Genomic DNA, 22,735 nt, shown 5'->3' on the forward strand with positions numbered 1-22,735 from the left:
AGATAGGTCGAGGAGTTATGCAGAGAATTAGTCTTAGAAGTTTCCTGGTAGCACTACTTGTGATATTGATGATAATGGCGGCGTTGCTGCTCTATCTCTACTTTATCATCTCGCGTCCGCTAGGCGCGACCGCCGTCGATACCAAGCAGATGAAACATGTCTTCAGCATCTACGGATTCGGCACTAAGACCGACGAGATGTTGTCCCGCCCGACCGATGTCGCCTTCGACGACAAGGGCAACATCTATATTGCGGACGCCGGCCACGCGCGCGTGCTCATCTTCCGCTCGTCCGGTCAGTTTCTAAGAAAAGTCGGCAAGAAAGGGTTCGGCAAGGGCGAACTGATGGAGCCGACCGGCGTCACCACATCGAAGGACGGGCGCATCTATGTCGCCGACAAAGCGCTTAGCAAGGTCGTCGTCTACGACGGAAAAGGTAAATTCCAGAGCGAGTTCAAGGTCATGGTGCCGTTTAAACCGCATGTGGAAAACGGCAAGCTATATCTTACCACCTACGGTCACATCATGATCTTCGACCTCAAGGGGCGCCTCCTTACAGAATGGGGCAAGCGCGGCCGCGAGGAGGGAGAATTCGACTGCCCAACCGGCATCGCGGTAGACAAAAACGGTAAGGTCTACGTATCCGATACCCTCAATCTAAGAATCCAAGCATTATCGAGAAGCGGCGAGGTGCTGTGGGTAAAAGGTAAGCCCGCCGCGGACATCAAGGCGGCCGACCGTGCCTTCGGGCTGCCCGCCGGCATGGCGCTGGACGAGAAAAACCTGCTCTACCTGATCGATGCCTTCGATAATTCGGTCAAGGTCATCGATGCGAAAGGGAAACAACTGGCGACCTTGGGCAAAAAAGGCGTCAAAGAAGGCGAGTTCAACCAGCCCTCGAGCATCGCATATGACCAGAACGGCGTCTTCGCGATTGCGGATAAATTCAACGACCGGGTTCAGGTCGTCAAAATAACCATTGAGTAGGTCTGCGTGTTCGCTGCTTGCAAGGCTCTGGTATGAATTACCATAAAAACCTTGAGCCTATACAAGCTTTATGTTAGTATTGTTGTAGCTAATCACTACGTAAACTCTCAAACATTCGGTTTTAGTGTAAGCAAGTTTCAACAACGGGTTTTATATGACATTTTGTAAAAAGAGTTTAGTCCTCGTAGCTTTAGTTCTCAGCCTAATCACAGCAACAGCATCCATAGCCGCAGCCGAAGGTTATATTGTCCCACAACAAGCCACCAGCACACCATCGGGTCCGCACGGGGGCTACGTATCGACTTCGAATAAATGCAAGGAATGTCACGCGGTTCATCTCGCGACAGGCTCCTACATGCTGACGAGAGCCAATACGAGAGCCGAAACGTGTAATTTCTGCCATGGGGTTGCGGGCGCGGGTGTCGGCACTAAAGTTGCCTTGAACGAGGAAGGCCACGGCCTTACCGCGACCCAGAAAAACGCGGAGACTCTTACCGCGCCGGATGACACGATTAACCCGTACACCATTCAGACGAGCAAATGGGGCTGTGTCGAATGTCACTCACCGCATGACAACAAGACCGTTAAACTCGCCGGCAACACCTCGACAAAGCTATTGAAGCAAGACCCAAACCAGGGCAAGACTTATCTGTATTACAACCCCTCTCTCATTAACACGTCGACCAAAGAGACGACACAAACGTTGTCGCACTGGTGCTCAACCTGCCATAACGCGAACTTCGGCATGCATACCGACGCTAAGCAAGTTCTCATCAGCGGCACGACACAAACGGCTTACGGCCATGATGTCTCGGGCGCAGGCTATACCACCGACACCGCCGGCTTTGCCGTCGTCAAGCCGCTTGACGGCATAAACTCCGGGCCGACCTGCAAACAGTGCCACACCGCAACCGGTACCGGCGGCAAATTCCCGCACTCATCCGAGAGCACCTCGACTACCGGCGATCCGGTTAGTACCCCGGACATGCTGAAGTCGGGCAGCAAGTCGACCGAACTCGACGGTGTCTGCAACAGCTGCCACAACACAAAATCGCTCCAATAGGCATCTGGGTCATCTTCCCCCGACTTATTATTTGACTGCTACCCCTACCAGCCCTTATTTAAAACAGCAAACTTGCTTATGTTTCCAGTTTTTGCGATAATATGGAGTAGTAAGATCCGCAATAGCAATAGTGTTTTGGCGGTGATTGTTTGCCGAATAACTTAGGCCACGCACAATTCCTTACTTTCAAAAACTATTTGTCGCAGCAACTTAATATCTCGGAAAGCCGGCTACGATTTCGCTATCGTCCGGCTTTTAGTGTTGGCTACAGGAGGTCTCGATAAATGCCGGCCACGAACGCATCACAAAACTCTAATCATAAGTACCTGTTTATCGCGGCGGCTCTGGTGGTAATAATAGCCATTGGCGCATATGCGATTATCGGCAACAACGACAAGAACGGTACCGAACAAGCCAAGGTCTCAAAAGAAGAAGCCGCCAAAGCGCGCGAAAAAGGGCTCGACTTCTATAAGAAGGGAGACTGGGACAGCGCACTCGATGAGTTTGAGAGAGCGGTTGCGGGAAATCCCGGAGACCTCTACGCGCTGATGCAACTCGCCTATACTTACGAACGAAAGGGACAGCTCGACGAGGCCTTCCAGCAGTACGAGGCCCTACTTAACCTCGACGCTAAGTCCGCCGATGCTCACTATAATATGGGTAGGATTCTGGTGCAAAAGAAAGAGCTTGACAAGGCTATTGTGGAGCTTGAGACGGCGGCAAAAATGAACGCCGACTTCACAGCGGTTCGAGCCGACTTAGCCGAAGCGTACGTGCGGAAAAAGGAGTTTGAAAAAGCCCTTGCCACATATGCGGAGCTGGAAAAGATCATTACCGTCAGCAGCAGTGACAATATCTACCTGTCGCACATATTCTACGCCAAAGGCGACATTTACAAAAGAATGGGACAGCGAGCAAATGCAAAAGCTATGTTTACCAAGGCCCTTGAGCTGAACGAGAACAACAAGGACGCCTCGACAGCGCTTATCGGCCTCAAATAGCCGGTTTTTCTAGATGGACCCATCAAAAAATGCAAGACCATGTGTGCAAGAAGCAGTACCCGAGTGTGTTTGTTGCAGTAAGCTTTTAGCAAGTGCGGTTCCCTAATGGTAGTCTAGGTCGTTGCAGAAGTGATGCACAGAGACGAACGCTTCTTTTGCGCCCATTTGAAGTTTGGGTGGTATGTCTCAATTTTCGTTGCGTAGCAATAGATTATCATACGATTCATTGACAAAAGCAGCCCTGTTTCTGGGGATTGTTTTGCTTTTGTTGTTTTTTTCGAGCACTGCAAGCGCTTTTGGAGCCACCGAGGAGACCTTGACCGCCAGCAACCTCCCGCCCGCTAATGCCTCGCATCTGCAAGGTTCTTCGAACGTCATTGGTGACGTTCTTTATCTTTACGCACCTCTCGGTGATGGCATAACAGTCGCAAATATCACCGTTCGCCAGGTCGGCACCGCTTTGGATTCAGATATATCTTTGCTGAAGCTGATTCGTGACGTCAACGGCAACAGAGTATACGACGTCGGCACTGATACCATCATCGCCTCAACTACGACCGCTAGCGGTGTCGCCTCTTTCACCGGTATCAATCTGGCAATCTCATCTAATACAACCGAAACGATCTTGGTGGCATTCGACATATCGGGAAGCGCTAGTGTGGGCGCGAAGATACAAAGTAACCTTATTTACGCGAGTGGCGATATCGTAGTCGTCGCTCCAGATAAAGTTGCGAACTACGGCAACCTATCTGGCGCCACTTTAACCATTGAGGACAAGCCGGATACGCTTACTGTGGGACAGAGTACGGTCTCCCCGCGCGACGTCATCGTCGACACCGGCGACCAGCTCATGCAGGTGCTCGAGGTAACCGTCAATGAAGACAAGGCGAAGTTGACCGCGCTCTCGGTGACGAGGATAGGCACGGCGACCGATAGCGATACCGCCTCGGAAGGCGTTAAGCTGTGGTACGACGCAGACAATAATGGGGCTGTCTCAAACCCGGACTGGCAGCTCTCGACATCAAAGACCTTTAGCGGTGGTCGTGTAACCTTCGATAATATAAAGCTCGCTGAGATAACAACGGCGACGCCCGCGCGCTTGCTGGTAACCTATAACCTCACCGCGAATGCTACCATCGACCGCACCATCGGCGCCTCGATAGAATCGAGCGCGAGTGTCGAGGTAGCGCCGCCGGACCTCAAAGCCCTGACAGCGGAGCCTCTGGCCGGCCCGCTGCACACAATCGCGCCGACACCGCCGACGGCCCCGACCGGGCTGCAAATCACCGCCGGCGCGAACAGCCGGTTCTCGCTCAGTTGGAAGAGCAACCCGGCAAGCGAAAACGTGAAACACTATAGTGTCTACCGCTCGACGACAAGCGATGGCCTATTCAGCTTGGTGGGCACAACAACTGTTACCCAATACACCGACACGGTGACGGTATCCGGCAGCTATTGGTACAGGCTCGCGGCCGTCAACCGAAGCGGCGAGAGCATCAGGAGCGCGGTGGAGACGGCCAAAAACGTTGACCTTACCATCACGCTGGGTTTGGCGGACACGACAACGACCATCGAGAGCGCGGATGCGTCCGTCAAGCTCATCATCCCTCCAAGCACGCGCTACGCGAACAAGACGTTTACGATACGAAGCGCCTCGAGGCCGCCGGGCGTCAAGATGGTAAGCAGGTTCTACTTCGAGTTGGCAACCGATGCCGTAGAGCCGTTCGACCCATCATTGACGCTAATCATGAAATGCATCAACCCGGTCGATGAATCGGTCGCCATCTATCACTTCAATGACGCGAACAAGTGGGAAGGCGTAACCGGCGGCACCTACATCTACGACGGTTATCCCGACAATTACGACGTCGGCTATACCAACATAACGAAGTTCTCAGGCTACGCTGCGGCAGACTTGGCGTTTGGCGGGTATAACTACCCGCAACAATACACCGCCAAGCCGAAAGGCCCGCACGGCGGCTACGCCGACACGACCAACAAGTGCAAAGAGTGCCATGCGGTGCATCTCGCAACCGGCAGCTATAAACTGACGAGAGCGAGTTCGCACGGCGAGACGTGCGCGTTCTGCCACGGTATTGGCGGCACGGCAAGCGTCACCGTCATACTCGATGCCGAAGGTCATGGGCTCTCGCCAAGCGAACAAGCCGGCATGATAATCGCGCCCGGCGACACCCATCCGGCTTATACCAAAAACGCCTCGTCGTGGGGTTGCCTGGAGTGCCACTCGGTACACGACAACAAAACAGTAAAACTAGCCGGTCTTAGCTCGAACAAACTGCTCAAAGCCGACCCGAACCCCGCCAAGAGCGGTGGTTACAGCTACTACACGCCGGTCGAAGGTGAAACGACACAGACGGTAAGCCAGTGGTGCTCCGCGTGCCACAACGCTAATTTCGGTGCGAGCAACGACGGGAAACCGGTCCTTAAGGGGTCGGTATCCGCGACCGTCTTCGGACATGCGTCGTCGAGTCACGGCATGACGACTACACCTGACGGAAGCCCGCGGGTAACGCTTGATGACGGGAAAAACAATGGCCCTACCTGCTACGATTGCCATAAGGCAGACGGCAGAACAGGCGTAAACGAATTCCCGCATTCGTCCGGCGCGGCTCCATCGATGCTCAAAGCCGGAAGCAACGCCTTGCAGTTAGACAATGTCTGCGTCGGATGCCATAGGACTTCTTCCCTGCCCTAACCGGACCCGCGATTGGTAATGCGATTCTTCGGTCGTTTTCAACTCCCTCAGAATGACGGATTGTCGATGTATGTGTGATGGAGTACTAATTCTTCAACGGTTTTGCCTTTTTAATGGGATTTTTGAGGGTATAATCGGTCGTCTCCTTGTGGCAGATGAGACAAAACTCCTCCGACCGGTGGCAATTTTGGCACGATGCGGCGGATACCTTCGAAGCGGGACCATGCCGCTTTACCCAACCTGTGCCGTGCGGCGAATCCGCGTGACATTCCCGGCAGTGCGCCGGCTGATGGCACTCCGCGCAGAGTTTCTTGCTCACAAAACCTTCTGTGGCGTGTTTTCCCGTCTTCCAGTCGTTGGGGTGCGGAATCGGCAGAGTATGGCATTCGAGACATCTCTTGGTCGAATGGCAATTGCCGCAGGTTATCTTGTCCGGCAAACTCGCCGCCGGATACTCATCCCTCTTGATGCTCGTAGGAATCTCACCGGTACTCAGATGGCAAGTCGCGCATTCGGCCGATGCCTTCTTCTGGTTGTGGCAATCGACGCACCGGCTCATGCCGAAGTTGTCGAGCTTCCGCTTCTCAACATGGAAGAGAGTTTTGGATGAATGGCAGTCCATGCATTTAAAACCCGCCTCTATCGGTTCTTTGTGCTCCATCTTGACGATACGTTTAGCCCGAACCCGCAAGAGCACGTCGCTGTGACAGCGCAGGCACGCTTCATTCGATATCGATCCTTCGCTCACTTCGCCGACCATCTCGGATTTTGCGATCGCCATCTCTACCAGCTGTAACTTCTCGATGAAGACGCCGGAAATACCGGGTTCCTGGTGGCAACCGGCACAAGATACTTCTTTATGGACGGTCTTGCTCGCGTTCTTATACGCGGGCTGCATCTCGTGGCAGCTAGCGCAAAACTCCTGTTTCGATGAGTAAAACATCGCGGCGCCAAGCGTGCCGATGGTAAACAAGCCGGCGAGCGCGCCGGCGATATAGCGAATCCGAATGCTTCGACGTAGCTTTTTCTCCTCCACGTGACGCAACGGTTTCTCGCTCGGGTGAACGAAGAATATGGCGATTGTGACGAGGACTATAAAGATGACGAGGATGCCGAGGCCAATTAGGACCGGTATCTCCCTCATATGAAGTTCTGGCTGGCGTACAGCGTCGATCATGCGATCGATTAGGCCGCCGATGACCGGTTCGCTCATTCCTTACCCTTCTCGTTATCCGCGTCGCCGCAACGATGGACATGTTTTTCATGGCACGATTTGCAATCTTTTGCGGAATGGCACGACAGGCACACCTTCTCGCCCACCAATCTCTCTTGCACGACGTGGGTATTTATCCACAATGGTCTATGCGGCATCGTAACCTTGTGGCACCCGCGGCAGAGGCTCTCTTCCTTATGGCACATCCGGCAGTCTTCAGGGTTGCGCTTAGCTTCTTCGCCATGAATATAGGGCCAGCCTTCCGGGTGCGGGACCGCCGAGTGGCAACGCTCGCAATCTTTTTCAAAATGGCACGATTTGCAGATTGAAAGGCTCCTTGAGCCATGAAGTTTCGGCCAATTCTCATCGTGGTTGATACCCCAGGTCTGGGCGGGCTTCATGCCCAGCCAGACGCTGTCGAGGTGACATGTCTCACATCGCGCGGACGCCTCCTCGTCATTATGGCAAGAACTGCACTTCTCCATCATCGAAACCTTATTGGCAGCCGGTTTTCGACTGTGGGCCACTCCGTCGTGACAGTCAACGCAATTAATTCCGGCTTCAATTATCTCCCGGTGGCTCACCATCACTTTGAATTTTGTCTTAACACCGCGCACAACATCATCGTGGCAACTTAGGCAGTTCTTGTTATCGACGGGCGATTTCATCGAGAGGCGGAAGTCGCCGTTTATATAATTATAAAACATCCTTCCCTGCTCGAGCTTTTGAATGGGCAGACTCATGACACTGGCCTTCTTATGACACGCGGAGCAGATAATCCCATTGTGCCGAGATGCCCGCAGCTCCTTGGATGCGGCTTTCATCGGGTGGCAGGCCTGACAAGCAATGGGATGAGATGTAAGCGACGATACGATGACGAGTACGGCCAGAATGGTCGCGAGAAAAAGGGGTATCGGCAAGCCGTATAGGCGTTCGATGCCGAACTTGTCGAGCAGGCTCCGAACGACAAAATAGAAGATCGTAAGAAAGACAAAGGCTAAAGCCAGCGACACGATTACGACATCAGCGTCACTAAACCTGTCCAATAAGACCTTGATATCCGTAGGCAATGCCACTTCCTAAATACCACCAATATTATAAGATTACCTGCTGACCGCCGTATTTGTTAGAGCGAGGGTCTCGATGTGTAAGGGATGGCGTTGCTATAAACCAGCGGCATCGTGCATATGAATTATATCACAAACCGACTGCCTGCCGCATGCTTTTGGCAAAGACCTCTCTGTTATAAGACCAACCCGCCATATGTCGTTTGCGGGCGCCGATAAACCTCGTGATTAGCGATAAAATATGAAGTCTGTACGCGGCCATAACGCTGTGTATCCCGATTATGTTATTATTAAGCCGAAAGTATCCTCAAGGAGTGAACGATATTAACAGGCGGCTCTTCGCGACCATCATCTTTCTGATAACGCTGCTCGGCACGGCCGGCATCCTCTATTACTCCGTCGCTAACGTGGCGGACAACGAAGACCCGAAACCGGCCCTCAAGAGCAACGCGCCCACCTTTGATTCTACTATTGCAGGCAAAAACGAGGCGCAACTTAGCGGTCCGCTAAACCTTGTCTATAGCGACGGCTTGCTATTCATAACAGACACCGAAAACCTACGCCTTGCCGTATATTCACAGACCGGGTCGTTTAAACGCACGATTGATTTGCGGGCGGAAAACATCGCGATTAAACCTCTCGGGATAACCATAGACGAAAAACGGCGCCTCTATGTATCGGTTTCGCAAGGCTCCGACAACACTATCCTCGTGTTTGACAGAAGCGGACGTTTCCTCTACCGATTCCCCGAAGACGCCGGGAACTCCGGTTCTTATATCACACCCGGAAAAGCGATGGCGCTCTTTGCCCATGGCGACAAACTATATGTGACCGACATAGTCGACCATGACATCAAAGTCTACAGCTTAGAAGGAGACCTCGTCACCCGGTTCGGCCGACCCGGTTCGGCCAAGGGCGAGTTTTTGTACCCTAACGGCATAGCGGCCGATAATAGCGGAAAAATATTTGTAAGCGACTCGAACAATGCGCGCGTGCAGGTCTTTGCCGCGAACGGCGAGTTCCTCCGCCTCTTCGCGCAGCCCGGCGGCGACGCGCTGGCTTTGCCGCGGGGTATGGCATTAGACGGCAAAGGAAGGCTCCATATCGTCGACACCCTAAAACATAAAGTCTTTGTCTTCACAAAAGAGGGTCGCTTTCTATATTCATACGGCAAGTTCGGAACAGACGATGGCGGCTTATCTTACCCGAACGGAATTGCCATAGACACGACGAGCGGCAAGATATATGTGGCGGACAAGACCAATAACCGCGTCTCGGTTTGGGAGTAGAACTTGGTCTCCCCAGTCGAACTTGCCTCACCTATATTGAGCAAGCCGCCGATAATTGATATATTAGAGTTGGAGGTATTTCGCCTCCCTGTAGTGTTTTTGGTCGATTTTTGGCCATTGCAGAAGGAGCTACGTAAGGGTGACAGCTCGGCTTAGATTATTTCGTAAATCCGCCTTCATCTCACCATTAACCGTTTTCATACTAATAGCGGGCGCAATGTTCCTAGCCCTCTTGTCGCCTGCTACGGTGTGGGCGGGCACGATATCGGTCAGCTCCGAGCCGGCCGCGCGAGGAAGCGTGACCCCGGGCACGGGTAAGCTGCTTATGCAGCGGCTGGTGCTGCGAACCGATGCCGGCACAGCGCAATGGTCTGCTATAAAACTGAGCGAGTTCGGAACGAGCGACGCCAGCCCCACAATCGAGGCGGTCACTATCTACAAAGAGACAAACGGCGTTGGCGACCTGCAGTTTAGCGGCACCGCCGACACGACGGTCAGCGCGTCGCCCCCCACATTCGGCGCGGATGAGACGGTCTTTACGTTCGGCGCGGCGCAGGCTTTAAGCGAAACCCCGCAGACGTTCTATATCGTCTACAAAGTAAGCAAGCTGGCGAATACCAGCGGTGGTCGAACTATCGGTTCGCGGTTGAGCGACCAGACCTATATAATCGCCGACAGCACAGTCGGGGCCTTCACCAACCTGCAATCGAGAGAGCTGACGCTGGTCTCCTCGGCGCACGCGACCGACGCCAACCCTAGTCCCTTCTCGTCGACGACCAACCTTTGCCAAACCTGTCACGCGGTCCATCTCGCGCCTGATTTCGGGCCCGAGTTCAACCTTACCGGCGGCGACAGGACCCGCCGGATTCTAAAGCAACCCTATTTCGAGAGCCCCGCGGTGCTCAACTACTACCCGTCCGACACCTATAACGCCCTCTGCTTTAGCTGCCATGACGGAACCGGCTCGAACATCGATATCAAATCCAAGTACAATTCGACCAATCCCAATATCAAGTACCCTGGCCACCGCACCAAACGAGAATCGACCGAGACCGTCGGTTACAAACCGCCGAACGCGCCGCCCAACAAGTATTTTGTCGGCACAAAATTGCCCTGTATGCTCTGCCATGACATACATACGTCGAACCGGAAAAGCCACAAGATGCTCGCCGACAAACTCTATGAATATGCGGTCGCCCAAGGCTGGCAAGACCCAAATGATAACGGCCGAATCGATTCGACAAATGACGAGATGTGCGTCGTCTGCCATATGCGCCCGAATGAGACGACACGAACCGCGATGATCGTCTTCGGCTACCGGTTGATCCTGCCCTCAAAACCAGGACATGACGCAAACATCTCGGGCTGCACGAATTCTTTGTGCCACGGGAACGTCCACGAACTCAACTAAGACTAAGCACGAATGACTCTTGCATGCAATACCCCGCCGCGTCTGCTACAATGGTTATGGTTAGACCTTTGTTGACGCACGACGCCTCACGCAAACCACCAATCGGTACCGAACTGCGCACGTGAGGACACGCCTGCAAAATCACAGCACGCTTAGGGCACAAAACGGATACCCGAAGGTGTAAGCATTCCGTTATAATATGGGCGCCGCATAGTAAATCGTAGTTTTTTCGGAGGAATTAGCTTGGGCAAGCGCGCTTCAATCAGAAAGGATCGGACGCAACGAATACAACCCGGTATCGGTAAAGCGGTCGTCATAACGCTCGCCGTGCTGATTTTAATATCGCTATTAGGGGTGGGCGTAAGATTCTTCTCGAAAGGGCCCGCAACCGATTTAGCCCCCCAACAAAATGCCGACCAGCCGATTATCGATGGTAAGCAAGCAATCATAGAGAAGTACAATAAAGGCGAGTTCGTCGAGGTCATCCCAAGCCTGGAGAAGTATCTCTCAGGAAACCCGAACGACCAAGAAGTGCGGGAACTTCTGGCGTCGGCGTATCTCTTGAGCGGCAACGGGGCCCGCTCGGTCCAGGAATACCAGACCATCCTCAAGTCAAAACCCGGCGATGCTGATACCCTATATAAAATCGGCGTAGTCTTGCAGCACATGGACAGGGGCAACGAGGCGATAACTTACCTCAATCAAGCGGTTAAGGCAGCGCCGGATGTGATTCTTTTCCACTCCGAGTTAGCCAGAGCCAACACCAGGGCGAAGTTTTACCGAGAAGCTATCGAAGAATGGAAGATAGTCCTCAATCTCCTGCCTCCCGCCGACAAGGCCAGGGCAAGCGCGCTCGCGGAGGTCGCAAATGTCCACATACTCCAAGGCGAATTCGCGCTCGCCAAAGAGGCTATCGCGAACGGCTTGAAGATCGAGCCGGCGAGCGACGCGCTTTTAGAGCTTGAAAAAAAACTAGGTGGACAAATCCAGGTCGAGCCGGCGCCGAGTTTAGAGGAGACCGCCGGTGGAAATTAGACAGCTTCGCCCGTTGTGCTTGCGCTCACTAAAACTTCTAATCGCCGTCTTCTTGATCATCACGGGCGCTCAAGGCTCGGCGGCGGCGAGCCAGGTTATAGTAAACGGCTCCTTCGAGAAGGACCTCGGTGAATGGCGGGTACGTGAGGTGACCAAGGGAGCCGTCTTCCAGTGGGATGAGGCCGGAGCCGGCGCCGATGGCGGGGCTCTTTTCAAGACGACAGGCCGGAGCCGGCGGGGTGAGACGCAAGCCAGCCAAAACAAGTGGGTTCATATCGAGTCCGGAAGCCGAGGCTTGCTAAGATTTTCATGGAAAAAGAATTGGTCGGCAATCCTCCCGATAGAGCACAAAGTCTACGTCAACCTGATAAAACCCGACCAAACCGTCGCGTCGATTTGGTCGAACAAGACGCTCCTCAACGACAACACCTGGCGAGTCGAGTCGATAGACGTCAGCCGCTTTCTCGACCAGAAGGGGCAGTATTCCCTGGTAGTAGGAGCGTCTTTTGAGAACGGCAAGGCCAACAACGCCGCCACTTACGCATGGTTCGACAACGTTAGCCTGGAAGTCTCGAACAGCATGCTCAAAGGACCAAAGACCTCTTTTTTAATGCCGTCCGGCCGCGATAAGATAGTCGGCAAAACATACCTGGTCACAGGTATCGCTCACGACGATATCGGCGTCTCGAAAGTGCGGGTGGCTATCGAGCGCCTCTACGACAACACCTACTGGAACGGAAATAGCTGGGTGGCGACCGAGTTCTGGAACGAGGCTAAGTCTTCCGGTTCCAGCGGAAACACCGTCGCGTCCTGGAGGTATAAATGGCAGTTGCCGACGAGCGATGGCGCCCTCTACAGGCTCTACGCGCGCACCGAGAACATCACTTCAAACACCGAGCTGACACCGGCTGAAAGTATCGCCCAGGTCGACAATGTCGGCCCGACCGGCAGCATCTATGTCGAAGGCGAAGCCGAGTACGTAAATACCGAAGCGGTACGGATCGATATCGATATAAAGGGCGCGACTAAGATGCGATTCAGCGCGGACGACGCGAAGACTTGGTTCCCCTGGGAAAGCTACAAGGCATCGAAGAAGCTGACACTGCCGGAAGGCGACGACACAAAAATCGTCACCGCGCAATTCAAGGACGACTCCGGCAACAGCTACCAGATATCCGATAGCATCATCCTCGACACGACGCAACCGGTGACCAGGCATATCTTCCCCGCGCAAAAAGCCAAGAATATCTCGACAGATTCGAGCGTCGGCGTGGTGTTCTACGAAAAGATGGCTCCCTGGAGCTTCCGGAACGACGGCACGGAACTCGGCTCTACCTTCTATCTCAAGCAAGGTTCGCGCTGGGTGGCGGCTAAGGTATCATATGACGACAAAACCAAGACCGCGAAGCTCGTCCCTTACGGCCCGCTGGATTCAGGCACGACCTATACTGTCCACCTTAAAGACCTGATTAAGGATAAGGCCGGCAATTCGCTTGCCGCTAATTTTTCGTGGGACTTTACGACCAGCGGCTCATACACGTCCCTTTTTAAGGAAACGGTCGGCGCCGTGGGCGGCACTATTCATGGCGGCGACCAATCGATAAGCCTCGAAGTGCCCGCCGATGCGCTGACGGCGGAGACACTCCTCACCATCGAGGAGCTGAGAGATAAGAAAGTACCCCCGATGAAGGGTATGACCAGGTATAGCCCGGTATACCAGCTGTCGCCCAAAGAGCTTCCTTTCAACACGGCGGCGCTGCTGAAAATAAAATACAGACAGGATGAAGTCCATAATCCGACCGAGCTGCGACTAGTCTCCTTCGATGAAGAACGGGAGAAGTGGTTGCCGGTGCAAAACGCGGTAATCGACCTGGTCAACAGCCAAATAACAGCCAAAATAACAAAACTGATGACCGTCACCGTGACCGCCCAGGACGATGCTTCACCGCCCTCGACCACTATTATAGCGCCGACCGGCGCCTCTGAGATTACGGGAAGACTCTTCAATATCTTCGGCGTATCGCGCGACAATTCCGGTATCGCCCGCCTGGATATATCGATAAGGCGCCAATCCGACAACGCCTACTGGACCGGCTCCGAGTGGCAGCCGACGGAAGTTTGGCTGAAAACAAAGGTGGTAACCGAGAAAGACCGCTCCAAGGCAACCTGGTCTTACGGTTGGCGGCTCCCGGACAACAAGTTCACGGTCTATGAGATACGCGCTCGCGCGACGGACAAGAGCGGCAACGTGGAGTCAAACGCCGACCTGGTACGGGTACGGTTGAGGTAGGCGTCCTGACTTCTAGGAAGCTTTAACGGCCAGGGTCGAGGAATAAAACTGGTGGTTATTTCTGCCCTGTTCTTTGGCGTAATACAGGGCTGCGTCCGCGTTCTTAAGAAGAAAACGCGCGTCTTGGCCATGATTTGGATAGAGACTGATTCCGATACTAGTCGTGATATGGAATTCGTGTCCATCTAAATCAAATGGTGGCCTCATAGCTTCAAAGATTTTCTGAGCGACTTGCGACGCATCTTTTGCGCAATCTATCTGCGTCAGGAGCAATACAAACTCGTCGCCGCCGAAACGGGCGATAAAATCACTTTCGCGGAGGCATTCTTTTAGCCTGCCGCTAACGTCTTGCAATAGCTGATCCCCCACGCAATGCCCGAGCGTATCGTTGACCGTTTTGAAGTTATCCAGGTCAAGAAAGATTACAGCCATCATTTCCTGGTTTCGTTGCGCCAGCATTATCGCCGAGTTGAGCTGTTCGGTAAAGAACATTCGATTGGGCAGGTCGGTCAGTGAATCATAATAAGCCATATGCTCGATGATCTTTTCGCTTCTCTTACGCTCAGTGATATCACGTGAAATACCTAGCACGGCGCTTATCTCTCCCGCCTCATTACGGATAGGAGTCAATCTCGTTCCAATCCAAAGCTCTCCCCTCGCTAACGGCAGTGCGCTCTCGCCATAGAACGGTTTGCCGTGTTTCATAACATCGCCGAGACTCTCCCCAAGCTGCCGTGCGGTCTCAGGCGGGAAAAAGTCTTCGACTGAAAGGCCTACGGCTTCGTCCTGATTAAGCCCTATATGCTCAGAGACGAAGTAATTTACATATTCGATATATCCGTCTCTATTTATGATGAAGATCATGTCATGCGCCGCTTCGGCCAGTGTCCGGTAGCGTTCCTCGCTTGCCTTAAGAGCCTCTTCGGCGCGTTTGCGCCGGGTGATATCTTCAAAGCTTTCGACGCCGCCGACTATATTGCCCTTCTCGTCTCGGAGCAGATCGAGGTTTTTCGCGGCCGTAAGAAGCGCCCCGTCTTTTCTGCGGATCGTGCATATCTTGCCGATAATAGGCTCGACGAGTTCGCATTGGAACAGGCCGCATTTCGTCGAGCACGGCGACATGGCAAAGACAGTGCAATTCTTGCCCATGACCTCCTCGGCACGATAGCCGGTGATTTCCTCGGCCTGCTTATTGAAGCTGGTAATGTTGCCGTTTGTGTCCACAGTGAAGATAGCGCTCGGTACAAGCCTGAATATATGCTCGGCCCAATCCCTGGAAGCACGAAATGCCTGTTCGGTCTTGCGCCGCTCAGTGATGTCGGTGACGATGAGCAGGCACGCCTCCTTGGCGTCATACACAGTCGAGCTTCCCCTGATCTCAACCGGAATCAAAGTCCCGTTCTTGCGGCGCAAAGTCGCGTCGCAGACAAAATTTTGCCCCTGCCGCGATTGATTCCGTGTCGAGGCGCTATGTTCGGATAACGACGCCCCGGAATCGAGTCGTTCGACATTCATCCCTATTAGGTCTTTAGCCGGATAACCGGTAAGCTCTTCCGCCTTTTTGTTCGCTTCCAGCAAAACGCCCTTCTCATCGAGGAGCAAGACGGCTATGTTCGCACCGTTGATGACCGTTTGATATCTATTTTGGGACGATTGATTACTCGACATGCTGCCTCCTTTAGTGTTATATCGGCAGTATTGCGATTCGCTAAATCCTGTTTTACCCGCTTATTCATAGGAGGGTAAATCTTGCACGGTTCGACTTTTTAAGGCCGACATCACACACTCCAAGCATTAGCGGTACGGAAGCGGTGCCGGCGACGGGCTGACCCGGCGGATATGCTCTCCGGAATATCTAGAACTTGTCATCTGCGCTCGCATAACATCGCTCGGGGCGCAACTTTTTGGCGTAAAAGCAAGAAGCCGCCAACTTCTTGCTGGCGGCTTTTGATATTTATACCGTTACAAGTGGTGGCCGGGGACGGACTTGAACCGCCGACACGGGGATTTTCAGTCCCCTGCTCTACCAACTGAGCTACCCGGCCTTTTTCAAATATTAAGACCGACATTTAGCCGGTCTTATAGCTACCTTAATAGATTACGAGAATCGATAGAAAAAATCAAGGTTTATGGCATTTTCACGCATTATCACCTGCATAATGCGTGACGGCGGCCTGCGCTACATAGCTTTTCTGTGAAATCCTGACATTATCCCGTGTATTGGCTATGATGTAATTATGCCCGAAACAGCGGTCGTCTTTATAACCGGAAATAACAATAAATACAGCTTGGCCGCTCTAGTCGGAGCGCTCGAAAGCACGCCCTCGACCGCCGCCGTGCCCGTCCATTTCTTGCCGGGAAAAAACCTTGAGCTGCTTTGCGAGAGCATCCGGCCCTTAGCCGAGATCCACGAGCGGCTGCTCGTCTGTTTTTCATTCGCCACCACCGGCATAGTCGCCGTACACACAATATTGAGAGCGCTACGTATGCATTTAAACCCAAGTGGCATCGTCTACATGGCGGGCGGCCCACACCCCACCGGCGACCCCGCAGGGACACTAGCGCTCGGTTTCGACATCGTCGTCGTCAGCGAGGGCGAAGAGAGCTTGCCCGAGCTGGTGGCCGCGCTATCCGCGGGTAACCCTGTCGACGAGATAAAAGGAATCGCGCTTCAGCGCAACGGCGAGGTCTTAAAGACGGCAAAGAGGCCGCCGGTCGAGCTCGACCGGTTCGCCCCGTTTTCGGTGGCGCGCAACCGACTCTCCCCTATCGAGATTAGCCGCGGCTGCCCGTTCGCGTGCCGGTTCTGCCAAACATCCTACATCTTCGGCACCAGGATGCGCCACCGCAGTATCGACGAGATAACAAAACACATCGCCCTTAGCAAAGCCAACGGCACGCGCGACTTCCGGTTCATCTCGCCCAACGCCCTCGCTTACGGCTCGGCCGATGGACGGAGTGTCGATTTTGAGGCGATTGAAGAGCTGCTCAGAGCCGCTTCGGCGATTACCGGGCGTGAACACCTCTACTTCGGCTCGTTTCCGTCGGAGGTGCGCCCAGAGGCCATCTCTAAAGAAGCCCTCGAGCTTATCACGACCTATGCAGCGACCAAGATGGTCGTCATCGGAGCGCAGAGCGGAAGCCAGCGTATTCTGGACAGCTTAAACCGGCGCCACACCGTAGATGATGTCAGCAAAGCCGTCGCGCTCATCCTCGAAGCGGGGCTAACCGCGAGTGTCGACTTTATCTTCGGGCTGCCCGGCGAGACCGACGACGACAAACGGCTCTCTATAGAGATGATTGAAGAGCTCACCGCGATGGGCGCGCGCGTCCACAGCCACACATTCATACCGCTTCCGGGAACGCCCCTTGCCGAGAGCGCGGCCGGTGTGGTCGATGAAGAGCTCGCCCGCTACCTGAGCCGCCTGGCCAACAAGGGACTCCAGTTCGGACAGTGGAAAAAGCAGCAGCGCCTCGCCGAAGAGTCGACTAGCTTTAGAAGCGGTTTTACCGGTTAGCTGCTATTTGGCCCGCCTGGGCGGGTCTTTGCCGTTTTCGGCGTTCACGAAGAGCCAAACTTTGTGTATGATGAGAAATAGACGCGCATCGAATTAGCAGCCAAGGAGTGGTAATCATTAAGGTTAGGCCCGCGATCGCGTTAATCGCCGATGATAAAGTTCTGCTGATGAGATATCGTTACGACCAGACCGACGTCTGGGGTATACCCGGCGGCGGTGTGGCCGACGGTGAAACGCTCATCGAAGCGCTCGTGCGCGAGATGGACGAAGAGCTTGGCGTGCAGATAGAGGTCGAAGGCCTGCTATGCCTGGCCGAGACGGAGCCGGCCGGCAAGGTCAAACACACGCTCCACAGCGTCTTCTACGGCCGCGTAAAAAGCGGCGTGGCGGCGCTAAACCCGGTCCACACGACCGCCCTCTCGCTGGAATGGGTTCCGGCAAGCGAAATCGGCGGACTTGTATTATATCCACCGATTAATGATACGCTCTTTGGCGCCCTGCATGAGAGGCGCGAACCTGTCTACCTGGGGATTATCGCTCGACCCTGGTATGGTTAACTCTTGATGCTTATTCCCTAAGCCAGACCTAGTTCGGCCTTTATCTTCTTCGATTTTTCCTCGAGTTTTTCGCGGTTTGATACGCGTTTGTCATCTAGGCGTTTCGCGAGTTCGGCATCGCCGACCGCGATTATCTGGCAAGCCAAGAGCGCCGCGTTGACCGCGCCATCGACGGCGACTGTCGCAACCGGAATACCCGGCGGCATCATGACCGTCGAATAAAGGGCATCGACGCCCTTGAGCGCCCCCGATTTTATGGGCACCCCTATAACCGGTAAGGTCGTATTAGCCGCGACCACGCCGGCCAGGTGGGCTGCCATGCCGGCGGCGGCGATGATAACCGCAAGGCCGCGCTCGCGAGCTGTCCTGGCATACTCAGCGGTCTTGTCGGGCATGCGGTGCGCGGACGAGATGTTGAGTTCATAAGCCACGCCCATCTCCTTCAAGGTCTCAGCGGCTTTTTCCATAACGGAGAGGTCGCTGTCGCTCCCCATCAGGATACCGACACGTGGCGACGATTCATTATGATGCATAGTATTCCTCCATTCGCATTAGCCGAATCTAAAAAGCCTGTTCGGGCGCATCGCCCTCACATTTAATTCATCCCCTAGAACGTTCAATCTATTCTCTGTTTGCCATTTTCAGTGCTGCGAAAAAGCCACCCGAAAAGGTGACTTTCATGGCGGGAGCGACGGGATTCGAACCCGCGATCACCGGCGTGACAGGCCGGGATGTTAACCGCTACACTACGCCCCCAAGTATTTCGTTAACGGCTTTTCTGAACGCCTCGTACTTCCTACCTAGCAAGCAGTTCTCGGAAACATCCTCGTAGAAATAGCCAAAGAGAATTATACCGTCTTTCATTGCGTATTGCAACTGCTAAGACCCCTTAGCACGCGTGATCGAACCGCCCTTCACCTGCGCCGAAATGAGTAAGACATCCCGAAGCTCCTCAAGAAAGCGCTTATTGCCGCAAATAAACCGAACCGTTAGAAACTGCCTGAGCTTATCGTACCTCTTTTCAAGCTAAAGACGAAAACCCACACGGCCGCCTCCATGTCAGACTATTCATAATGTGTCCACATCCTGATGACTTTCACCGTCTTGATATCATCGAGAACCTGGTAGACCAGGCGATGTTGTATGTTGATTCGTCTGGAGTAAGCGCCGGAGAGGTCACCCATGAGCTTCTCGAACGGCGGTGGGTTCCGGTAATGGTCTTCTCGGAGGACATCCAATAGGCGAGTGGCCTGGGCCTTAAGGTCTGATTGTGCTATCTTCGCAGCGTCCTTCTGAGCCTGTTTTGTAAAAACTAGGCGCCGGCTCACCAGCCGGGCTCCTCATCGCACTCCTCGACAGGAGTCTTAAGACCAGTCCCGATGGATTCTCGCATGCCGGGTATCGACGTAAGATACAAAGTCTCTTGGATCGCTCGCCAGTCCTCCTCGGAGACGAGAACCGCCGAATTCCGCTTACCTACGATCTGAATGGGTTCGTGCGTCTCCTTTACCTCGTCAACCAGCTTATATAAGCGTTTTCTTGCTTCTGATGCTGATAACGTTGTCATTTACGCCAACCTCCTTTGCGTACCACATATCGTACGCTAGCCTTGCGCCTATGTCAAGTCATATTGATGGCGAGCGGCTGCTCAATCGTTTCTTCGTCGAAGCCGATGATTTTTAGAAACGCGGTCACCACGCGCGGGTCAAACTGTGCGTCCGAGCAGCAGAGAAGCACGCTGATGGCGAGTCCTGGCCTTAATCCCGCCGGGTAGGCTCTATCCGAGGTCATGGCATTGTAGGGATCCAAAATCGCGACGATACGAGACTCGATGGGGATGTCCTCACCAGTAAGTCGGTCGGGATAGCCGTACCCGTTCCAGCGCTTGTGATGATGACGATAAGCGACGCGATATGCTGAATGGTTCAAGAAAGAGGCACCGGGCAGTTTTTGCCCGATCATCTTCTATCCATTTGTTATGCGATTTGAAGTAAATTATTTACTTGACTTACTTTGGTTACTAAGGTAACTTTACTAATATGAATACGACAGCCAAATCTAAGCCTAAGAAAACATTTCCGCTTGAGATTGAAGAAAGTCTGCACAAAGCTCTCAAGCACAAGGCTATTGAGTCGGATATGTCTCTTCATGCATACATCATTGACGCGCTGGTTTCGAGAGTCAATGAAGAAACCGCCAATTATAACGCCGGTGGAAAAACGGAAGAAAACCGGTGGAAAAAGTGAAAACTTCCACTGAATCCATCAACTGCTTTCAGTCAGATATATTTTCCGGAACTGGCCCGGTTCAGATTATCCACGGTGACGTTCGGCAGAAACTTGCTCTGATCCCAAACGATATCTTTCACTGCTGCGTCACTTCTCCTCCCTATTGGGGGATGCGTGATTACGGGTGCGAGGGGCAAATAGGGGCAGAGACGGAGATCAATGACTATATCGCGCATCTGGTCGAAGTATTTCGTGAAGTTCGGCGAGTGCTGCGGTCCGATGGCACTCTCTGGCTCAATATAGGCAACACATATACGTCTGGTGGAAGAGCCTGGCGTCAATCGGATGCAAAAAACATGGGACGTGCAATGTCCTATCGCCCCGACACCCCGACGGGGCTTAAGCCCAAAGACCTGATTGGTGTTGCCTGGATGCTGGCTATGGCACTTCAACTCGATGGCTGGTATCTGCGCTCAGATATCATCTGGTACAAACCAAACTGCCAGCCCGAGTCGGTCAAAGACAGGGTAACCGTGTCGCATGAATACATTTTTATGCTTTCAAAGAGCGAAAATTACTATTTTGATCAGGCGTCAATTAAAGAGCGAACAGCTGACGGCAAGTCCCTCAAAAACAAGCGGACCGTTTGGCAAATCAATACAGAGCCTTGCAAGGAAGCCCACTTCGCCGTCTTTCCGAGAGCATTGGTTCGCCCCTGCATCCTAGCAGGCTCACCAAAAGATGGATTGGTGCTGGACCCCTTCTTCGGCAGTGGCACTGTGGGAGTGGTGGCCATTGAGACGGGGCGCAGGTGCGTCGGCGTAGAACTGAAAGCCGCCTATATTGACATTGCCAAGCAACGCCTGTCGACGGTTACACCAACTCTCGATCCTGATTTTGCTGCAGGGAGTCAAACTGCCAAGAAGCATGAACCTTACATAACCCCTTCTTTAGGCTTTTAATCTGCAATTTACGTTCTCCGCCTCCATCAAAGTAGAGGCTGAAAAGAAGCTCCCCGGCATTTTCAACAAAACAGTACCCGGGTTTTGGGTATTGGACGCTTTCTGTCCTCATCTCAAATCGCCCCGCTGATGCTTTTTCCAGCAGCTTCTTTGGTATTTCAACAAGTTCATACAGGTAATCTGGTTCGCCCTTTCTCAACGCCCGCAACACTAAAATACGGTCAATGCCTGCAAGGTTATCCAGAAACTGTTGACAAAGACCAACCAAATCATTTGGGTCATCTCCCCATTGCCCACCACCAAGCTCCATAAATTTTGAGATATGCAGAATATCAGCACGAATAGCTTTAGCGGCCTCGGTCTTGAGTGAGACATTGTTCTCGCTTATCTTTATGTCATAGCCTCGTCTACCTCGTTGCGCCAACTCTGCCGTCACGCCTGATGCGCGAAGAACAGCCTCCAAAGCAAACTCAAACTTATCCTTGGAAAAAGGCTCTCTTGAAAAGCAGTGATGAATTCTCAAGATGTCTCCAAAGTCCAACAGGGCAGATTCCGATATGACATCCGAATCAGACACCCTCGCGATTGTCCAAGGTTGCGAGAATACCTGCACCATATTCTGAACAAGAGCAAGCCGGTAGTCGCTCAACTCCGGTATTTCTGCAATTAACTGCGTGATTTTCTCTTCGCGAGTCATATTAGCACAGTCCCCTTCATGACCATTGTTTTGCACAACAGCGCCATTCTATCAAACAGCCCAGACTGCAACTGAAATTTGCCTTATCTTTGTAATTGCCTTTATTTTTTCGCATAACGATGTCTATATTGATTCATATAATACTCCAAACTTGTTACCAGTATTATATAAGAGACCTGCAAAAAATGTCACCTGCAGTTAAATCAATGCTAAATGCATCTGTTTTGATAAAATGCTCGTTTACTATAGCGTCTTATACAGATCAATATATAACCCTCCTTGCAACCGCCTTATTTAACCTTATGGTATATCTAACGGGCTGCAAAACCCGTTGGCCGCAATTTAGGACACGTGAGTAAACCATTGTCGTTTTCACGCCCTTGCGATGCGGGAGTTCTAGGAGTGTTCGGATATCAAAACCGCCTTGCAACAGGTGAGTTGTGAAGAAGTGCGCGAGAGTTAGTCCTTGAGCAACAACATGATGACGCGGGTAGCAATGTAACTTAAGGACATTCACGATGAAGGTTATAGAAAAGAGAAAACCCCAGCAGAACTGGGGTGTGTGGGAGTTACAGGATTTGAACCTGTGGCCCTCTGCTTGTAAGGCAGACGCTCTCCCGCTGAGCTAAACTCCCATTAACGGGCGAAATACGCACTGGCGCCCTTTTCGATTCTCGGTTAAATCGCTCTGGGCGATTCTTC

Annotated in this window: 20 protein-coding genes and 3 tRNA genes; 12 read left to right on the plus strand and 11 right to left on the minus strand. The window is 53.1% G+C overall.

Features of this window, described 5'->3' with window-relative positions; genetic code table 11:
• The first annotated feature begins 17 nt into the window (after window positions 1–17).
• The 4 genes from KGZ93_09150 to KGZ93_09165 all read left to right on the plus strand — a co-directional run bounded on the left by KGZ93_09150 (window position 18) and on the right by KGZ93_09165 (window position 5,766).
• Complete coding sequence (locus KGZ93_09150) at window positions 18–986, plus strand: 6-bladed beta-propeller (protein ID MBS3909774.1); 969 nt, start codon at window positions 18–20, stop codon at window positions 984–986.
• A gap of 154 nt (window positions 987–1,140) precedes the next feature.
• Window positions 1,141–2,049, plus strand: a complete 909-nt coding sequence (locus tag KGZ93_09155; GenBank protein MBS3909775.1) for a hypothetical protein — start codon at window positions 1,141–1,143, stop codon at window positions 2,047–2,049.
• A 284-nt stretch (window positions 2,050–2,333) separates the two neighbouring features.
• Complete coding sequence (locus tag KGZ93_09160) at window positions 2,334–3,050, plus strand: tetratricopeptide repeat protein (protein MBS3909776.1); 717 nt, start codon at window positions 2,334–2,336, stop codon at window positions 3,048–3,050.
• Window positions 3,051–3,309: 259 nt separating this feature from the next.
• A complete protein-coding gene (locus tag KGZ93_09165; protein ID MBS3909777.1) occupies window positions 3,310–5,766 on the plus strand; it encodes a hypothetical protein in 2,457 nt (818 codons plus the stop codon).
• Window positions 5,767–5,851: 85 nt separating this feature from the next.
• Here the strand turns inward: KGZ93_09165 and KGZ93_09170 are convergent, their stop codons facing one another.
• The gene (locus tag KGZ93_09170; GenBank protein ID MBS3909778.1) at window positions 5,852–6,979 is read right to left on the minus strand and encodes a NapC/NirT family cytochrome c; all 1,128 of its coding nucleotides are present in this window, start codon (window positions 6,977–6,979) and stop codon (window positions 5,852–5,854) included.
• Window positions 6,976–8,055, minus strand: a complete 1,080-nt coding sequence (locus KGZ93_09175; GenBank protein MBS3909779.1) for a NapC/NirT family cytochrome c — start codon at window positions 8,053–8,055, stop codon at window positions 6,976–6,978. Before KGZ93_09175 ends, KGZ93_09170 begins: the two co-directional genes overlap by 4 nt.
• 305 nt (window positions 8,056–8,360) lie before the next feature.
• On the opposite strand from KGZ93_09175, the gene KGZ93_09180 reads away from it, so the two are divergent.
• The 4 genes from KGZ93_09180 to KGZ93_09195 all read left to right on the plus strand — a co-directional run bounded on the left by KGZ93_09180 (window position 8,361) and on the right by KGZ93_09195 (window position 14,071).
• The gene (locus KGZ93_09180; GenBank protein ID MBS3909780.1) at window positions 8,361–9,335 is read left to right on the plus strand and encodes a hypothetical protein; all 975 of its coding nucleotides are present in this window, start codon (window positions 8,361–8,363) and stop codon (window positions 9,333–9,335) included.
• A 217-nt stretch (window positions 9,336–9,552) separates the two neighbouring features.
• Entirely contained in the window at window positions 9,553–10,746 is a 1,194-nt protein-coding gene (locus KGZ93_09185; GenBank protein ID MBS3909781.1) for a hypothetical protein, read from the plus strand.
• A gap of 243 nt (window positions 10,747–10,989) precedes the next feature.
• Window positions 10,990–11,781 (plus strand): hypothetical protein, encoded by a 792-nt coding sequence (locus tag KGZ93_09190; protein ID MBS3909782.1) that lies wholly within the window; start codon window positions 10,990–10,992, stop codon window positions 11,779–11,781.
• On the plus strand, window positions 11,771–14,071 hold the full coding sequence (locus KGZ93_09195; GenBank protein ID MBS3909783.1) for an Ig-like domain-containing protein: 2,301 nt from the start codon (window positions 11,771–11,773) through the stop codon (window positions 14,069–14,071). Before KGZ93_09190 ends, KGZ93_09195 begins: the two co-directional genes overlap by 11 nt.
• A 12-nt stretch (window positions 14,072–14,083) precedes the next feature.
• Here KGZ93_09195 and KGZ93_09200 read toward each other — a convergent pair whose 3' ends face one another.
• Both KGZ93_09200 and KGZ93_09205 read right to left on the minus strand, forming a co-directional pair.
• Window positions 14,084–15,739 carry a PAS domain S-box protein gene (locus tag KGZ93_09200; GenBank protein MBS3909784.1) on the minus strand — a complete coding sequence of 552 codons (1,656 nt, stop codon included), beginning with the start codon at window positions 15,737–15,739 and terminating at the stop codon, window positions 14,084–14,086.
• Between the two features lie 301 nt (window positions 15,740–16,040).
• Window positions 16,041–16,116: transfer RNA gene (locus tag KGZ93_09205), tRNA-Phe, on the minus strand.
• Window positions 16,117–16,308: 192 nt separating this feature from the next.
• Here KGZ93_09205 and KGZ93_09210 point away from each other — a divergent pair.
• Window positions 16,309–17,589 (plus strand): TIGR04013 family B12-binding domain/radical SAM domain-containing protein, encoded by a 1,281-nt coding sequence (locus tag KGZ93_09210; protein ID MBS3909785.1) that lies wholly within the window; start codon window positions 16,309–16,311, stop codon window positions 17,587–17,589.
• A gap of 107 nt (window positions 17,590–17,696) precedes the next feature.
• On the plus strand, window positions 17,697–18,146 hold the full coding sequence (locus KGZ93_09215; protein ID MBS3909786.1) for an NUDIX domain-containing protein: 450 nt from the start codon (window positions 17,697–17,699) through the stop codon (window positions 18,144–18,146).
• Window positions 18,147–18,163: 17 nt separating this feature from the next.
• On the opposite strand, the gene purE is transcribed toward KGZ93_09215, so the two are convergent.
• From purE to KGZ93_09240, 5 genes are all read right to left on the minus strand, one after another.
• Complete coding sequence (gene purE / locus KGZ93_09220; protein ID MBS3909787.1) at window positions 18,164–18,679, minus strand: 5-(carboxyamino)imidazole ribonucleotide mutase; 516 nt, start codon at window positions 18,677–18,679, stop codon at window positions 18,164–18,166.
• Window positions 18,680–18,826: 147 nt separating this feature from the next.
• Window positions 18,827–18,902, minus strand: a tRNA-Asp gene (locus tag KGZ93_09225).
• Between the two features lie 308 nt (window positions 18,903–19,210).
• Window positions 19,211–19,477: a Txe/YoeB family addiction module toxin gene (locus KGZ93_09230; GenBank protein MBS3909788.1), complete on the minus strand. Its 267-nt coding sequence runs from the start codon at window positions 19,475–19,477 to the stop codon at window positions 19,211–19,213.
• Window positions 19,471–19,713 (minus strand): type II toxin-antitoxin system Phd/YefM family antitoxin, encoded by a 243-nt coding sequence (locus KGZ93_09235; GenBank protein MBS3909789.1) that lies wholly within the window; start codon window positions 19,711–19,713, stop codon window positions 19,471–19,473. The genes KGZ93_09230 and KGZ93_09235 overlap by 7 nt, the downstream gene beginning before the upstream one ends.
• 53 nt (window positions 19,714–19,766) lie before the next feature.
• Window positions 19,767–20,075, minus strand: coding sequence for an HD domain-containing protein (locus tag KGZ93_09240; GenBank protein ID MBS3909790.1), 309 nt, complete (start codon window positions 20,073–20,075; stop codon window positions 19,767–19,769).
• A gap of 110 nt (window positions 20,076–20,185) precedes the next feature.
• On the opposite strand from KGZ93_09240, the gene KGZ93_09245 reads away from it, so the two are divergent.
• Window positions 20,186–20,392, plus strand: coding sequence for a toxin-antitoxin system HicB family antitoxin (locus tag KGZ93_09245; protein ID MBS3909791.1), 207 nt, complete (start codon window positions 20,186–20,188; stop codon window positions 20,390–20,392).
• The gene (locus KGZ93_09250; protein ID MBS3909792.1) at window positions 20,389–21,336 is read left to right on the plus strand and encodes a site-specific DNA-methyltransferase; all 948 of its coding nucleotides are present in this window, start codon (window positions 20,389–20,391) and stop codon (window positions 21,334–21,336) included. The genes KGZ93_09245 and KGZ93_09250 overlap by 4 nt, the downstream gene beginning before the upstream one ends.
• Here KGZ93_09250 and KGZ93_09255 read toward each other — a convergent pair.
• On the minus strand, window positions 21,248–22,033 hold the full coding sequence (locus KGZ93_09255) for a restriction endonuclease (protein MBS3909793.1): 786 nt from the start codon (window positions 22,031–22,033) through the stop codon (window positions 21,248–21,250). The genes KGZ93_09250 and KGZ93_09255 overlap by 89 nt on opposite strands.
• Before the next feature lie 563 nt (window positions 22,034–22,596).
• Window positions 22,597–22,668, minus strand: a tRNA-Val gene (locus KGZ93_09260).
• Window positions 22,669–22,735 lie beyond the last annotated feature (67 nt).

It is taken from the genome of Actinomycetota bacterium, from assembly GCA_018333515.1.
Lineage (GTDB): Bacteria > Actinomycetota > Aquicultoria > Aquicultorales > Aquicultoraceae > Aquicultor.

Bases quoted from the DNA above. Each gene is read 5' to 3' on its own strand.
- KGZ93_09150 (MBS3909774.1), top strand. From the start codon at position 18: ATGCAGAGAATTAGTCTTAGAAGTTTCCTGGTAGCACTACTTGTGATA.
- KGZ93_09155 (MBS3909775.1), top strand. From the start codon at position 1,141: ATGACATTTTGTAAAAAGAGTTTAGTCCTCGTAGCTTTAGTTCTCAGC.
- KGZ93_09160 (MBS3909776.1), top strand. From the start codon at position 2,334: ATGCCGGCCACGAACGCATCACAAAACTCTAATCATAAGTACCTGTTT.
- KGZ93_09170 (MBS3909778.1), bottom strand. From the start codon at position 6,979: ATGAGCGAACCGGTCATCGGCGGCCTAATCGATCGCATGATCGACGCT.
- KGZ93_09185 (MBS3909781.1), top strand. From the start codon at position 9,553: ATGTTCCTAGCCCTCTTGTCGCCTGCTACGGTGTGGGCGGGCACGATA.
- KGZ93_09200 (MBS3909784.1), bottom strand. From the start codon at position 15,739: ATGTCGAGTAATCAATCGTCCCAAAATAGATATCAAACGGTCATCAAC.
- KGZ93_09210 (MBS3909785.1), top strand. From the start codon at position 16,309: ATGCCCGAAACAGCGGTCGTCTTTATAACCGGAAATAACAATAAATAC.
- purE (MBS3909787.1), bottom strand. From the start codon at position 18,679: ATGCATCATAATGAATCGTCGCCACGTGTCGGTATCCTGATGGGGAGC.
- KGZ93_09235 (MBS3909789.1), bottom strand. From the start codon at position 19,713: ATGACAACGTTATCAGCATCAGAAGCAAGAAAACGCTTATATAAGCTG.
- KGZ93_09245 (MBS3909791.1), top strand. From the start codon at position 20,186: ATGAATACGACAGCCAAATCTAAGCCTAAGAAAACATTTCCGCTTGAG.
- KGZ93_09255 (MBS3909793.1), bottom strand. From the start codon at position 22,033: ATGACTCGCGAAGAGAAAATCACGCAGTTAATTGCAGAAATACCGGAG.